The sequence below is a fragment of the Methylobacterium sp. WL64 genome (assembly GCF_008039945.1).
In the GTDB taxonomy this organism is placed as follows: Bacteria; Pseudomonadota; Alphaproteobacteria; order Rhizobiales; family Beijerinckiaceae; genus Methylobacterium.
Window position 1 is genome coordinate 1 of sequence record NZ_VRVA01000120.1, and the last position, 14,274, is coordinate 14,274.

The window sequence follows — 14,274 nt, forward strand, 5'->3', positions numbered from 1 at the left end:
CCCCCGGCCCCCCTCGACTTCGACGCGATCGACTTCGAGGACGAGGCGTTCGCCGAGCCGGAGCCCGAGCCCGAGCCGCCGCCCGCGCAGCCGAGCCCGCAGCCGCAGCCGCAGCCGGTCTTCCAGGCGCCGCCGCGGCCGGAGCCGGAGGCCGAGACCCTGGTCTCGGCGGCGACCGACGCCAGCGTCAACGGCGCCTTCAACCTGCTGGCCCACACGGTCCTGACCCAGAACGCCCGCACGCTCGAGGACCTGGTCAAGGACATGCTCCGGCCGATGCTCAAGTCCTGGCTGGACGACAACCTCCCGGCCGTGGTCGAGCGGCTGGTCCGGGCCGAGATCGAGCGGGTCTCGCGCGGCCGCTGAGCGCCCTGCCCTTCGGCATCGGGCCTGCCCGGTGCCGGGTGTGTGTTGACGGACGCGGCCTGACGGTCGAAAGCGGGTCCAACCCTGTTGGACGAGCGCCGGCCCATACCTGCGATGATGGACAAGACCTTCGAGCCCGCCTCCGTCGAGGCGCGGATCTCAGCCGCCTGGGCGGACGCGGACGCCTTCCGCGCCGGCCGGCCCGAGCGCGCCGGAGCGCCCCCCTACTGCATCGTGATCCCGCCGCCGAACGTGACGGGCTCTCTGCATATGGGCCACGCCCTCAACAACACGCTGCAGGACGTGCTCTGCCGGTTCGAGCGGATGCGCGGCAAGGACGTGCTCTGGCAGCCCGGCACCGACCACGCCGGCATCGCCACCCAGATGGTGGTGGAGCGCCGGATGATGGAGCGCCAGGAGCCGGGCCGCCGCGAGATCGGCCGCGCCGCCTTCGTGGAGAAGGTCTGGGCCTGGAAGGCCGAATCCGGCGGCGCCATCGTCAACCAGCTGAAGCGGCTCGGCGCGTCCTGCGACTGGTCGCGCGAGCGCTTCACCATGGACGAGGGCCTGAGCCGCGCCGTGCTCAAGACCTTCGTGGACCTGCACCGCCAGGGCCTGATCTACCGCGACAAGCGGCTGGTGAACTGGGATCCGAAGTTCCAGACCGCGATCTCCGACCTGGAGGTCCAGCAGATCGAGACGAAGGGCCATCTCTGGCACTTCGACTATCCGATCGTCGACGCGAACGGGGCCGAGACCGGCGAGGTCATCACGGTCGCCACCACGCGGCCCGAGACGATGCTGGGCGATACCGGCATCGCGGTCCACCCGGAGGACGCGCGCTACACGGCGCTGGTCGGCAAGCAGGTCCGCCTGCCGCTGGTCGGCCGCCTGATCCCGATCGTCGCCGACACCTATTCCGACCCCGAGAAGGGCACCGGCGCGGTCAAAATCACGCCGGCCCACGACTTCAACGACTTTGACGTCGGCCGGCGCTGCAACCTCGGGGTGATCAACATCCTCGACCCCGAGGGCCGTATGCTGCTCGACGGCAACGCGGCGTTCCTGGCCGACACTTCGCCCGAGCCCGAGGCCCTGGCGCTGCACGGCCTCGATCGGGCGCGGGCGCGCAAGGAGGTCGTCGCCCTGATGGAGGCGCACGGCCGCCTGCGCGCGGTCGAGCCCAACACCCATGCGGTGCCGCACGGCGACCGCTCGGGCGTGGTGATCGAGCCCTATCTCACCGATCAGTGGTACGTGAACGTCAAGCCGCTGGCCGAGCGCGCGCTCCAAGCGGTGCGTGACGGACAGACCAAGTTCGTCCCGGAGAATTACGAAAAGACCTTCTTCCAGTGGCTCACCAACATCGAGCCCTGGTGCATCTCGCGCCAGCTCTGGTGGGGCCACCAGATCCCGGTCTGGTACGATGACGCCGGCGGGATCTTCGTGGCCGAGAGCGAGGCCGAGGCCCTGGCGCTGGCCGCGGCCGAGCACGGCGGCCCCGTGGCGCTGACCCGCGACGCGGATGTCCTCGACACGTGGTTCTCCTCCGCGCTCTGGCCGTTCTCGACCCTGGGCTGGCCGGATTCGACCCCGGAATACGCCCGCTATTACCCAACCAACGCCCTGGTGACCGGCAAGGACATTCTGTTCTTCTGGGTCGCCCGGATGATGATGATGGGCCTGCACCTCACCGATCGGGCGCCGTTCGAGACGGTCTACCTGCACACGCTGGTGCGCGACGCCTCCGGCGCCAAGATGTCGAAGTCGAAGGGCAACGTCGTCGATCCCCTCGAGCTGATCGATCAGGTCGGCGCCGACGCCCTGCGCTTCACCCTGTGCGCGCTCGCGGTCCAGGGTCGCGACATCAAGCTCTCGGCCGACCGGGTCCAGGGCTACCGCAACTTCGCGACCAAGCTCTGGAACGCCGCCCGCTTCGCCGAGCTGAACGGCTGCCAGCTCGACCCCGCCTACGACCCGCGGGCGATCACCGGGGCGATCAACCGCTGGGCGCTCACCGAGGCCGCGCGCGCCGTGGGTGAGGTCACGGCGGCGCTCGAAGCCTACCAGTTCAACGACGCGGCCGGCGCCGCCTACCGGTTCGTCTGGAATATATTCTGTGATTGGTACCTCGAACTCGCCAAGCCGGTGCTGCAGGGCGAGAACGTCGATCCGGCCGTCCGGGCCGAGACCCAGGCGACGGTGGCATTCCTGATCGATCAGGTCGCCAAGCTGCTGCATCCGTTCATGCCGTTCCTCACGGAGGAACTCTGGGCGATTAAGGGCGCCGCGGTCCCCGAGCGCGGCCTCCTGGCACTTGCGGCCTGGCCAGATCTCGCAGGCCTCGCGGATGCCGACGCCGAGGCCGAAGTCGGCTTCGTGGTCGACCTCGTCAGCCAGGTGCGCTCGGCCCGCTCCGAGACCAGCGTCCCGGCCGCGGCGCAGATCCCCCTGGTGATGGTCGGGGCCTCCCCGGAGGTGCGGACCCGGGTCGAGGCCTGGCGGGACACGCTGCTGCGCCTGGCCCGGCTCTCGGAGATCACGGTCTCGGAGACGCCGCCGAAGAACGCGGTGCAGCTCCTCGTGCGCGGCAGCGTCGCGGCCCTGCCGCTCGAAGGCATCGTCGACCTCGCCGGCGAGGTCGCGCGCCTGAAGAAGGAGCAGGGCAAGGCGCAAGGGGAGATCAAGAAGGTCGACGCCAAGCTCGGCAACGCCGATTTCGTCGCCCGCGCCCCCGAGGATATCATCGAGGAGAACCGCGAGCGCCGGGAGGCCGAGTCCGCGCGGCTGGTGAAGATCGAGGAGGCGCTGGCCCGGTTGAGCGGGGGCTGATCGCTTCGCTCATAGCGAGTTCGCACCGAGCCCATTCAAGGTGTTTGCAGCAGCGGTCGGCATATCACTGCCCCGCTTGGCCGGTGACCCATGGGTCTTTGCAAAGGCCGTTCTGAAAACAGCTTCGTCATCCCGGGGCCGCGAAGCGGAGCCCGGGATCCAGAACCATTATCGAATTGGTGACTTGCGCCGTCCGCGGCTCTGGATCCCGGGCTCGCCTACGGCGCCCCGGGGAAGACAGGGTAGCAGCTGAAGCGTCTGCGGAAACTCGGAATCTCTGGAGGGAGGATGCCCCTCTGCGACCCGGTTCTATCCTTCCGTGCCGCCGTCGCGGCTGTTACCCTGGTGAGAGATCGGCGCATGCCGTCGAACCTGGCCTGTGTGGTCCGAAACGCTCGATCCCATTGTCAAAGCTCCTCGCGGACAAACCAATCCAAAAGCCTCGGACGGACTGCGTGCACTGCCAGCGGCCGTGTCCTTCGGGAACCCGCGGCATCTCGACAACGAACCACCGAGCAGCGGTCGAGCGCGGTTCGGCATGGAAAACGACATGATATGATGTCATAATCGATGCTTCGCTGGGGAGAACGTGATGCGGACGACGATCAACCTAGACGATGATTTGCTTGCTAAGGCGCAGCACTACACAGGCATCACGGAGAAGTCGGAACTCGTCCGTGAGGCCCTGCGCGCGCTGGTCCAGCGTGAGGCGTCCCGGCGCATGATCCTGCTTGGGGGGAGCGATTCGAACGCCCAGGCCGGGACGCGCCGACGCTCCGAACCGTGATCATTATCGATACGAACATCTGGATCGATCACCTCGCGGCGACGGATCCATCCGTCACCGCGATCCTGACCGACATGAGCCAGCGTGTTCATCCCTTCGTCATCGGTGAACTGGCGCTGGGCAGCATCCGCGACCGCGAACGCGTCATCGCGACCCTGGAAGACATGCCGCCGGCCGACGTCGCGGCCCACGATGAAGTCATGCTCCTGATCGCGGAGCACGCGTTGCACGGCCTCGGCATCGGCTATGTGGACGCACATCTCCTGGCATCGGCGAAGCTGATGCCGGGCTCCCGAATATGGACACGCGACAGACGCCTGGCCGCGGTGAGCGAACGGCTCGGGGTGTCGTACCGAGCGGTCCAGTAGGGCGGCAAGCCCGGCGAGGCGTTTTCAGCGACGGGTACCGAGGGGACCCGCGAACGGGTTGGGCGCGCTCACGCTGCCATACGAATCGCTGCTCGCGCTGCCGAAACCGTCGCCCGTCGGGCCGCGCGGGTGGGTGGAATAGTCGGGCGGCACGTAGATCCCGGCCCGGTTCCGATAGCCCGGCTTCAGGTTGTCCAGTTTTCCGTCAGCAACGCCGTCCTCGTAGCGCCGCGTATCGACCGCCTCCCTGGAATGGGACGTCGCTCGCGCGGGCTTCAGCTTGGTCCGATCGCCGACAGCCGGCTTTTCGTTGAAATAGTTCCGATAATCCGAGTACCCATCAGCTGCCATAGCGGCAGTTACCGAACCCAACAGCAGGACCACAGCAAACATCGCCTTCATCACCCGATCCTCACGCATCTCACGCGACACCAGCCGGCAGAGCCAAAGGTTGTAGCCGCCTGCCGGAATCGATCGGACTGTAGCGCGACATCCCGAGCGCGCGGTGACACGTGGCACACGCGGCGGATTTCGCCCCGAGCCGCCCCCAAACACAGCTCCGCCAGGCTACCGTCCGAGAGCCGGCCATGGCCGCCTCGGCCCGGATCGGCGCACATGTCCAAACCGTAATTTGACCGCCACGCGGGGGTCAGGCGCCGCCCGTTAGACCGATCGCATCGAACGCCGCGTCCCCCGGCGTCGCCCCGATCCGTTTCAAGAGGTTGCGATTCCCATGACCGAGACCCGTCCCCAAAGCTCGCTGTCCGGCCGGACCTCGCGCCGCGCTCTCGCCTCGGTGGCTGCTGCCGCGCTGATCGCCGGCGGAGCCCTCGGCACCACCCTGCCCTCCGTGACCCCCGCCTACGCCCAGGCCCTGCCCAAGACCCCGATCGAGGCTCCGGAGCACCCGCCCGGCTCGTTCGCCGGCATCGTCAACAAGGTGAAGCCGGGTGTCGTCTCGGTGAAGGTCAAGCTCGACGACTCGGCGCCGGGCGAGGATGAGGATGGCCCCGGCCAGGGCCGCAACCTCCAGAACGTGCCGCCGCAGCTGCGCGAGTTCTTCCGTCGCTTCGGCCAGAACGGTCCGGGCGGCCAGCCCCAGCCGCAGCAGCGCCAGGGCTCCCGCGGCGCGGTCGGCTCCGGCTTCATCATCTCGGCCGACGGCTACGTGGTGACCAATAACCACGTGGTCGACCACGCCAAGACCGTGCAGGTGACCCTGGACGACGGCCGCACCCTCGACGCGAAGGTGATCGGCAAGGATGCCAAGACCGATGTCGCGCTCCTGAAGATCAATGAGGGCTCGAACTTCCCCTACGTCCAGTTCGGCAAGACCGCCCCGCAGGTCGGTGACTGGGTGGTGGCGATCGGCAACCCGTTCGGCCTCGGCGGCACCGTCACGGCCGGCATCGTCTCGGCCCGCGGCCGCGACATCGGCGCCGGCCCGTACGACGACTTCCTGCAGATCGATGCCCCGATCAACAAGGGCAATTCCGGCGGCCCGACCTTCAACGTCAACGGTGAGGTGGTCGGCGTGAACACCGCCATCGCGTCCCCGTCGGGCGGCAGCGTCGGCCTGGCCTTCGCGATCCCGGCCGAGACCGTGCAAGCGGTGGTCGATCAGCTTCGCACCGACGGCAAGGTCGCCCGCGGCTACCTGGGCGTGCAGATCCAGCCGGTGACGCAGGACATCGCCGACGGCCTCGGCCTCGACAAGGCGAAGGGCGCCCTGGTGGACCACGCCGAGAACGGCACCCCGGCGGCCCAGGCCGGGCTGAAGGCCGGCGACGTGATCGAGAAGGTCAACGGCGACACGGTGGACAGCGCCCGGGAGCTCTCACGCCGGATCGCCGGCATGAAGCCCGGCGCCAAGGTCGAGCTGAGCTATCTCCGGGGCGGCAAGACCGACACCGCGACGGTGACGCTGGGCGCCATGCCCACCGACGGCACCAAGGTCGCCACCCGCGACGACGATTCGGGCAACGGCCAGCCGCGGCTCGGCCTGAACCTCGCGCCGGCCGCCGATGTCGGCCTGTCCGAGCAGGGCGTCGCCGTGGTGCAGGTCGATCCCGACGGTCCGGCCGCCGCTAAGGGCATCGAGGCCGGCGACGTGATCCTGGACGTAGGTGGCCAGAGCGTCACCCGCCCCTCCGACGTCGCCGCGCAGATCCGCACGGCGGAGTCGAGCGGCCGCAAGGCGGTGCTGATGCGGGTGAAGAGCAGCAAGGGCCAGACCCGCTTCGTGGCGGTGTCCCTGAGCAAGAAGGCCGGCTAACGCCGATTCAGACCGGGCGCGGGGATTTTTCCCCCGCGCCGCCTCGTGTTTCCTCCCACCTGACGCTGGCCGAATAAGCCGGCGTCTTTTTCTGTTCTGGCATCGGGTTCGATGCGCCACCGGATGTCTCCCGGGGCATGGGTGCAGCACCGAGCAATCGCGGACCTGTCAGTCGGACACCGAATGAGGCGGCACCGGAATCCCGAGCCCCGGTCCCAACCGCGTGCGGCACTTGCCGAGGGCCGCAAAGGCCGCGTTCGAATCACGGGCCAACCGCATCAGGTCGCCAATCCTGGCCCGTCCCCGGGCAAAAGCAAAAAAGACCGCGGCGATGTCGGGCTCGCCGTCCGGGGTGAGCGCTTGGGCCGCGAAGGCCGGGAGCGCCTGGTGGGCGGGATCGCAGATCACCCGCAGGGCCGCGAAGGGCAGGCCATGGCGGCCCGCGAAGGCGGCGGCGACGTGGGATTCCATGTCGACGGCGGCGGCGCCGGTCAGGGCGCGCAGGTCCGCCTTGCCGTCGACCCCGAGTACGGCGGTGTCGACGCCGGCGAGGTCGGCCGGGATGACCCGGGGGCCGATGCCCGCCAGGGCGTTGAGCAGCGTGGCTGAGAGGTCGAGGTCGGCGGCGCGCCGGCCTTCCTCGCCGATGACCCCGGTACCCACCACCACGTCGCTGGGCTTCAGGGACGGGTCGAGGCCGCCCGCGATACCGAAGCTGATCACCGCGCGGCAGCCCGGTTGCGGACGCGCGTCGAGGAGCTGACGCAGGCGGTGCGGGTTGCCGCCGGCTCCGACCGCCTCGACCCCCTCCCCGGCCGCAAGACGGCGCTCGCGGGCGAGACCGGTGACGGCGAGGACGGGCGCGGCAGGATCGATCATCGCGCGCTGGTGGACCAGTCCGGCGAGCTCCGCAAGGAGCCGCGAACGCCGAGGGGCCGGCGCCGCGGGATCGTCGTCGGAGGAAGCCACGTGCGGGATACCGGGGTTCGCGGGCGGAAGGAGTCTTGCGATCCGCTCCGGCGTCGTCCCGAACGGTGGCGCCGGCCCGAGGTTCGACGCCGGAAGCGTCACATGCCGAACTGGACGCGCCGGCTGTTGGTGCGCTTCAGGTTGCGGAACCGCGCCATCGCCCAGAGCGGGAAGAACTTAGGGTAGCCATGGTACCGCAGGTAGAACACCCGCGGGAAGCCCGTGGCGGTGTAGCGCTCCTCGTTCCAGAACCCGTCCGCGCCCTGCGTGCGGGTCAGGAAGTTGATGCCGCGGGTCACCGCCGGGTCGTCGACCGCACCGGCCGCCATCAGGGCCAGAAGCGCCCAGGCGGTCTGCGAAGCCGTGGACGAGCCCGCCTCGAAGGCCGGATCGATCTTGTAGGATGAGGCGTCCTCGCCCCAGCCGCCATCCGGGTTCTGAATCCGGATCAGCCACGACACCGAGCGCTGGATCCGCGGATCGGCGGAATCGACCCCCGCAGCGTTCAGGGCGCACAGCACCGACCAGGTGCCGTAGATGAAGTTCATGCCCCAGCGGCCGTACCAGGAGCCGTCCTCCTCCTGGTCGTTCAGCAGGTAGTTCACGCCGCGGTCGAGCGCCCGGGAGGTCTCCCGGGTCTCGCCGAGCTGCGCCAGCATCCCGACGACGCGGGCGGTGACGTCCGCGGTCGGCGGGTCGAGCAGCGCGCCGTGGTCCGAGAACGGGATGTGGTTGAGGTACATGTGGTTGTTGTCGGCGTCGAACGCCGCCCAGCCACCGTCCTCCGACTGCAGGCCCTCGACCCATTCGCGGGCGCGGGCGATCGAGGCCTTGTAGTCCGGCATGCCGGCGACCAGCCCATGCTGGTGCATCGCCCGGTCCATGGCCATCACCACCACGGCGGTGTCGTCGAGATCGGGGTAATGCGCGTTGGCGTACTGGAACGCCCAGCCGCCGGGGCGGACCTTCGGCTTGCGCGCCGCCCAGTCGCCGACGATGTCGAGCACCTGGCGGGGCTTCAGCCAGTCGAGCCCGGCGCGGGCCTGCGCCTCGGCCTCGGGGCTGCCGGCCTCCAGCAGGGCGTGGGCGGCCAGCGCCGTATCCCAGACCGGGGAGACGCAGGGCTGGACGTAGGCCTCGTCGGCCTTCTCGACCACCAGCTTCTCGATGGCGTCGCAGGCGACCCGGACCTGCGGGTGATCGGGCCGGTAGCCCATCACCTCGTACATCAGCACCGAGTTGACCATGGCGGGGAAGATCGCCCCCAGGCCATCCTCGCCGTTCAGGCGCTCGCTGACCCAGGCGCGAGCCTTCTCCATGGCGCGCTGCCGGCTCTTGCGCGGCAGGCGGTCCTCGACCAGCTGCAGCATCCGGTCGATGAAGCCGAAGATCGGCGTCCACGGCCAGGTCGCGTGCGGGGAGCCCGGCCAGGTGCGGACGCTCTCGGGCGGCGTGATGAACAGCTCCTGGACGCTGATCCCGCGCGGGTTGCGGGCGCGCGGCTTGGTCGCCTGGAGCACGAACAGCGGCACCACGGTGGTGCGGGCCCAGTAGCTGATCTTGTCGAGGTGGAACGGGAACCACTTCGGCAGGAACATCACCTCCACGGGCATCACCGGCACGGCGCGCCAGGGCACCTCGCCGTAGAGCGCCAGCATGAAGCGGGTGAAGACGTTGGCGTTGGCCGCGCCGCCGCGCGACAGGATCGCCTCGCGGGCCCGGCGCATGTACGGCGCCTCGATGTCCTCGCCGATCATCTTGAGGGCGAAATACGCCTTGACCGTGCAGCTCATGTCGAACGGCCCCTCGTGGACGAGGGCCCAGCCGCCGTGCCGGCCTTGGGTGCGGCGCAGGTAGTTGCCGATCTTGGCCTCGAGGCCTTCGGGCACGGGCGTGCCGCGGAAGTGGTGGAACAGGACGTATTCAGACGGAATCGTGGCATCCGCCTCGAGCTCGAAGCAGATATGCCCGTCATCGTGCGCCAGGTTGATCAGCGCGCGCGTCGCCTGCGCCACGCCGCGCTCGACGTCGTCGAGCGAGATCCCCTGGGTCTTCGAGCGCTGAAGCGGCTCGACCTTGCTTACGGCCTCTCTCATGGTCCTCGCCTCGAACGGCCGCTGCGTTGCGGCCGCCATGCCTCAAGCGGCGCCCAATGCGCCCGATACCGGCGCGCGTAACCCGCCGCGCACGGACGATCCGTGATGCAGCGCACGCGCGGCCGTCTTGCCCGAGCGGATCGCTCCCTCGATCGTCGATGGCAGACCGGTGGCGGTCCAATCGCCTGCCAGGACGAGATTCTCGTAGGCGGTTTCGGCCCCCGAGCGACGCGCGGCCTCGGCCGGCGTCGCCGCGAAGGTCGCACGCTTCTCCTTTACGATCTGCCAGCTGGGCAGTTCCGGGGCAAGACTGCACAACTGTGCGATCTCACCCCAGATCTGGCGGGCGAGGTCTTCCCGGGGCACGTCGAGCAGCCGATCGGCACCGCTAATCGTGACCGAGTACCGGTCAGGATAGGCGAAAAGCCACTCCGTCAGGGAGTTTACGACGCCGAGGACCAGCGGGCTGCCGGTCCTCGGCGCAAGTGCGAAGTGCGCATTCACGATAGATCGGAATTCCACCGGGGCGAGGAGACCCGGCAACACTTCGCGGGCTACCCAGGGCGGCAGGGCGAGCACAATGCCATCGTCGGGGCCGATCGCCTCCGGGCCGTCGGAAAACAGCAGCTGCCCGATTCGGCCGTCGGCGCCATCGAGGCCGCGCAGGCGCCGGCCGACGCGGATCTCGCAGCCGCGGGCGCTCAGGTAGCGCAGGGCCGGGTCCACGAAGGCGTAGGACAGGCCCTCCACCGCCACCAGCGGGCGGCAGGCCTTGCCGCCGGCGCCGAGGGTCTCGCGCAGGATCCGGGCGGCCAACCCGACATCGCTGTCCCGGGGCTCGGTGTTGAGCGCGGCCAGCAGGACCGGGTGCCAGAGCCGGGCGTAGAGGTCGCCCTCGCACGCCATGCTGTCGCCGATCGTGCCCCCGGCGCCCTCGGGCTTGCCCGAGGCGGCGCGCAGGATCCCGAGCGGGGCGAGGTAATCCCGGGCGCGGGTGCCGGGCACGCGGCGGGACGGGCTCATCACCCACCAGGGCAGCCGCCCGGCATTCGGGCGCAGGCACCAGCGTTCGCCGGTCTTCAGGTCGGCGAAATCGAAGGCCGCCTCGTCGGGCCCGGTGAGCGCGTCGGCGGGGGCGCCGACGGTCTTGAGGAAGCCCAGGGCGTCGGCGTTGCCAGACAGCAGCAGGTGGTTGCCGTTGTCGATCGTCAGGCCCAGGGCCGGGTCGTAATAGGAGCGGCAGCGCCCGCCGGCCTGCTTGGCGGCCTCGTGCAGCACCACCCGGGCACCGGTCTCGGCCAGCGCGACGGCGGCGGAGAGGCCGGCCAGCCCGGCCCCGACGACGTGGACGATTCCCATCAGACCAAACCGTGCCGGAGGACGACGGCGAGCAGCGCCAGCTTGCCGGGCTTGACCCGGGCGCGGGGCATCGCCCAGCCGCGTTCGAGCACCGCCTTCAGGTAGAGGTGATAGGCGGCAGCCATCAGCCGGGCGGCCTTGGTCGCCTTGCGGGGGCTGCGCCGGATGATCTCCCAGGTCGCCTGGTAATGATCCTCGGCCTCGCGTGCGAGCGAGATGCACACCTCGCCGATGCGCGGATGGCCGACCGCCTGCGCCGGGGTGGGATCGGCCAGCCCGATGGCGGCCAGCTTCTCGCGGGGCAGGTAGAGGCGGCCGCGCTCGGCATCCTCGTCGATGTCCCGGAGGATGTTGGTGAGCTGGAGCGCCCGGCCCTGGTGCCAGGCGAGCCGGATGCCGTCCGCCTCCGGCATGCCGAAGATCCGCACGGACAGGCGGCCGACCGCGCTCGCGACCCGGTCGCAATAGAGGTCGAGGGTCTCGGCATCGGGGGCCACGATGTCCGCGACGGCATCCATGGCCATGCCGTCGATCACCGCCTGGAAATCCTCGCGCTTCAGGTCGTAGCGGCGCACCGGCTCGACGAGGTCGCGCACCCGCGCGGCCGGACGGCCGGCATAGAGGGCGTCGATGTCGGCGCGCCAGCGGTCGAGCTCGACCTGCCGCACAGCCCGTGTCCCGCCATCGTCGGCGACGTCGTCGACGGAGCGGCAGAAGGCGTAGACGGCGTACATCGCCTCGCGCCGCTCCTTCGGGAGCAGGCGCATGGCGGTATAGAACGACGAGCCGGCGGCCGGCAGGGCCGGGGCGGCCGCGTCCTGATCGGTGATGGGGGTCGCGGTGGCACTCACGAGCGGATTCCCTGAGCCGCGCCCCGCACGATCCGGCCCCGGAAGGGCCGGCGCGCCAGGGTGGCGGCGACGCCGCCGAGCGCGGTGAGGGCGAAGGCGGCCTTGCCGTGATGGACTTTGTCCGAGAGCGGATCGCGCGTGGTCAGACCCTTGGCGAGCACCACGGCGAGCCGATGGATCGCGGCGATCTCCAGGGAGAGCCGCAGGTCGTCGATCAGGTCCGGCAGGGCCGAGCCCTCGTCGAGGAGGTCGAGGCAGCGTTGCGCCAGCTCGGCGATCACCGCCCGGAGCTGCGGGGTCGCCTTCGGGGCGCCCAGCATCGCCACGGTCGCACCGTGCCGGTCGAGGGCATCCTGCGGGATGTAGACCCGGTCGAGCCCGGAAAAATCCTTGCCGCAATCCTGGAGGTGATTGATGATCTGGAGCGCCGCGCAGATCGCGTCGGAGGCCTTATAGACCCGGGCCGGATCCTCGCCGTGGACGTCGAGCACGAAGCGCCCGACCGGCATCGCCGAGTAGCGGCAGTAATGGATCAGCTCGTCCCAGTTCGCCGTACGGTTCTTGCGCGCGTCCATCCGGAACGCGTCGAGCAGTTCGAGCGCGTGGCGGGGCGGCAGGCCGCGGGCGGCGAGTTCACGCTTGAGCGGCTCGGCCTCCGGGTCGGAGGGGCCGGCGCCGGTGAGCGCGTCGGCCAGCTGGTCGAGCAGCGCGAGCTTGCGCTCGGACGCGAGGTCCGCGTGGTCGGCCACGTCGTCGCCGGCGCGGACGAAGTTGTAGAACGCCAGGATCGCCCCGCGGTGGCGCGGATGGATCAGGTGCGAGGCGACCGGGAAGTTCTCGTCGCGGTGCCCCTTGCCGGAGCGCGCCGCGGTCGCGGTGTCGAGCTTGCTCATCCGAGATACCCGGCCTGGCGGAACCACGCGATCGCGTCGGACAAGCCCTCGCGATAGGGCCGCGCAGTGTAGCCGAGTTCCTGGCGCGCCTTCCGGTCCGAAAAGAACATCCGATAGCGGGACATGCGGATGCCGTCGATCGTGGCGAACGGCTGGCGGCCGGTGACCCGGGCGGCGAGCTGGGCGAAGAACGCCACCGGGTAGACGGCGGCCCGCGGCAGGCTCACGGTCGGGGGTTTGCGCCCGACCATGCCGGCGATGTCGGCCAGCATCTGCGACAGGAACACGTCCTCGCCGCCGAGGATGTAGCGCTCGCCGATCCGGCCCCGGCGCAGAGCCAGCAGGTGGCCGTGGGCCACGTCGTCGACATGGGCGAGGTTGAGCCCGGTATCCACGAAGGCCGGCATCTTGCCCAGCGCCGCTTCCTGGATGATCCGGCCGGTGGGCGTCGGCTTCACGTCCCGGGGGCCGATCGGCGTCGACGGGTTGACGATCACCGCCTGCAGCCCGTCCCGGGCGATCATCTCCTCGACCAAGCGCTCGGCCACGACCTTGCTGCGCTTGTAGGCGCCGATGGCGGTCTCGGGCGTCAGCGGCATGGTCTCGTCGGAGGGCGTGACCCCGTCGGCCGGCGGCTTGATGGTGGCGACGCTCGACGTGTAGACCACTCGCTCGACGCCTGCATCGAGGGCCGCGCGCATCATCAGGCGGGTGCCGTCGCGGTTGGTGCGGACGATCTCCTCCATATCCGGTGCCCAGAGCCGGTAATCGGCCGCGGCGTGGATCAGGTAGCGCTGGCCGCGCAGGGCGGCGGCCACGGCCGCCGGGTCGCGCATGTCGCCTTCGGCGATCTCGACATCGGTCCAGGTCAGGTTCCGGCGCGGGCTCGTGGCGCGCACGAGGATGCGCACCGGGAAGCCGGCCCGGCGGAACACGTCGACCAGGGCTGAACCGAGGAACCCGCTCGCGCCGGTGATCAGCACGGGGCCGACCTCGGACGGGCCGGAGGAAGTGGCCTCTACCATCGCGTGTCTAAAGCGTTGCGGGATGCCGGCGCGGGCGGGGAACCCCGCCGCGCCGCGCTTGTGTCATCGAACCGCCCGGGCGGCAAGCGAAGGGCGGACGCGGCTCGCCCGGAGCCGCTCCGCGGCGCCGGTCGAGCGGGATCCCGTGTCGCAGTCCGCTGGCGCTGCATGCGCCCGGGACGGGGCGCCGCGTCCGACCCGGCACCGCCCCTCCCCCGGACAGGTGGCGCGCAGCGGGACCGGATCCGGGCCCCAGCCGGGGAATCGCCGCGACGCGGCACGCCGAGGTCAGGCCAGGCGCAGGCGCGAGCGGCCTTCCTTGCGTTCCGGCAGGGTCGCGAGCGCGGTTTTGACGATGGTTGCGGCGTCGAGGCCGGCCTCGGCGTACATCTTCTCCGGGCTGTCGTGGTCCTGGTACAGGTCCGGCAGCGTCAGGGTGCGCACCCGGACGCG

General features: G+C 70.3%; 12 protein-coding genes. 5 read left to right on the plus strand and 7 right to left on the minus strand.

What is annotated here, in order from left to right:
* The 4 genes from FV242_RS28135 to FV242_RS28150 form a co-directional block, all read left to right on the plus strand.
* Nucleotides 1–366, plus strand: a 366-nt coding sequence (locus tag FV242_RS28135; RefSeq protein ID WP_147941236.1) for a PopZ family protein, incomplete at its 5' end; no start/stop codon positions are given.
* A 114-nt stretch (nt 367–480) separates the two neighbouring features.
* On the plus strand, nt 481–3,198 hold the full coding sequence (locus tag FV242_RS28140) for a valine--tRNA ligase (protein WP_147941237.1): 2,718 nt from the start codon (nt 481–483) through the stop codon (nt 3,196–3,198).
* 592 nt (nt 3,199–3,790) lie between these two features.
* A complete protein-coding gene (locus tag FV242_RS28145) occupies nt 3,791–3,985 on the plus strand; it encodes a type II toxin-antitoxin system VapB family antitoxin (RefSeq protein WP_147853926.1) in 195 nt (64 codons plus the stop codon).
* A complete protein-coding gene (locus tag FV242_RS28150; RefSeq protein WP_147910324.1) occupies nt 3,982–4,353 on the plus strand; it encodes a type II toxin-antitoxin system VapC family toxin in 372 nt (123 codons plus the stop codon). Before FV242_RS28145 ends, FV242_RS28150 begins: the two co-directional genes overlap by 4 nt.
* Nucleotides 4,354–4,377: 24 nt before the next feature.
* On the opposite strand, the gene FV242_RS28155 is transcribed toward FV242_RS28150, so the two are convergent.
* Nucleotides 4,378–4,755, minus strand: a complete 378-nt coding sequence (locus FV242_RS28155) for a hypothetical protein (protein WP_147941238.1) — start codon at nt 4,753–4,755, stop codon at nt 4,378–4,380.
* A gap of 331 nt (nt 4,756–5,086) precedes the next feature.
* Between FV242_RS28155 and FV242_RS28160 the strand changes: the two genes are divergently transcribed.
* Nucleotides 5,087–6,628 (plus strand): Do family serine endopeptidase, encoded by a 1,542-nt coding sequence (locus FV242_RS28160; protein ID WP_147910326.1) that lies wholly within the window; start codon nt 5,087–5,089, stop codon nt 6,626–6,628.
* A gap of 168 nt (nt 6,629–6,796) precedes the next feature.
* Here FV242_RS28160 and FV242_RS28165 read toward each other — a convergent pair whose 3' ends face one another.
* The 6 genes from FV242_RS28165 to hpnA form a co-directional block, all read right to left on the minus strand.
* Nucleotides 6,797–7,507 (minus strand): phosphorylase, encoded by a 711-nt coding sequence (locus FV242_RS28165; protein WP_246692918.1) that lies wholly within the window; start codon nt 7,505–7,507, stop codon nt 6,797–6,799.
* A gap of 188 nt (nt 7,508–7,695) precedes the next feature.
* Nucleotides 7,696–9,693, minus strand: coding sequence for a squalene--hopene cyclase (gene shc, locus FV242_RS28170; RefSeq protein WP_147910328.1), 1,998 nt, complete (start codon nt 9,691–9,693; stop codon nt 7,696–7,698).
* 42 nt (nt 9,694–9,735) lie between these two features.
* Nucleotides 9,736–11,052 carry a hydroxysqualene dehydroxylase HpnE gene (gene hpnE / locus FV242_RS28175; protein ID WP_147941240.1) on the minus strand — a complete coding sequence of 439 codons (1,317 nt, stop codon included), beginning with the start codon at nt 11,050–11,052 and terminating at the stop codon, nt 9,736–9,738.
* Complete coding sequence (gene hpnD / locus FV242_RS28180) at nt 11,052–11,903, minus strand: presqualene diphosphate synthase HpnD (RefSeq protein ID WP_147910330.1); 852 nt, start codon at nt 11,901–11,903, stop codon at nt 11,052–11,054. The genes hpnE and hpnD overlap by 1 nt, the downstream gene beginning before the upstream one ends.
* Nucleotides 11,900–12,796 carry a squalene synthase HpnC gene (hpnC, locus tag FV242_RS28185; protein WP_147910331.1) on the minus strand — a complete coding sequence of 299 codons (897 nt, stop codon included), beginning with the start codon at nt 12,794–12,796 and terminating at the stop codon, nt 11,900–11,902. Before hpnC ends, hpnD begins: the two co-directional genes overlap by 4 nt.
* Nucleotides 12,793–13,821, minus strand: coding sequence for a hopanoid-associated sugar epimerase (gene hpnA / locus FV242_RS28190; RefSeq protein ID WP_147941241.1), 1,029 nt, complete (start codon nt 13,819–13,821; stop codon nt 12,793–12,795). Before hpnA ends, hpnC begins: the two co-directional genes overlap by 4 nt.
* Nucleotides 13,822–14,274 lie beyond the last annotated feature (453 nt).

Excerpts from the sequence above, each read along its gene's own strand:
- FV242_RS28140 (WP_147941237.1), top strand. The coding sequence starts at position 481 with ATGATGGACAAGACCTTCGAGCCCGCCTCCGTCGAGGCGCGGATCTCA.
- FV242_RS28145 (WP_147853926.1), top strand. The coding sequence starts at position 3,791 with ATGCGGACGACGATCAACCTAGACGATGATTTGCTTGCTAAGGCGCAG.
- FV242_RS28155 (WP_147941238.1), bottom strand. The coding sequence starts at position 4,755 with ATGAAGGCGATGTTTGCTGTGGTCCTGCTGTTGGGTTCGGTAACTGCC.
- FV242_RS28160 (WP_147910326.1), top strand. The coding sequence starts at position 5,087 with ATGACCGAGACCCGTCCCCAAAGCTCGCTGTCCGGCCGGACCTCGCGC.
- FV242_RS28165 (WP_246692918.1), bottom strand. The coding sequence starts at position 7,507 with ATGATCGATCCTGCCGCGCCCGTCCTCGCCGTCACCGGTCTCGCCCGC.
- shc (WP_147910328.1), bottom strand. The coding sequence starts at position 9,693 with ATGAGAGAGGCCGTAAGCAAGGTCGAGCCGCTTCAGCGCTCGAAGACC.
- hpnE (WP_147941240.1), bottom strand. The coding sequence starts at position 11,052 with ATGGGAATCGTCCACGTCGTCGGGGCCGGGCTGGCCGGCCTCTCCGCC.
- hpnC (WP_147910331.1), bottom strand. The coding sequence starts at position 12,796 with ATGAGCAAGCTCGACACCGCGACCGCGGCGCGCTCCGGCAAGGGGCAC.
- hpnA (WP_147941241.1), bottom strand. The coding sequence starts at position 13,821 with ATGGTAGAGGCCACTTCCTCCGGCCCGTCCGAGGTCGGCCCCGTGCTG.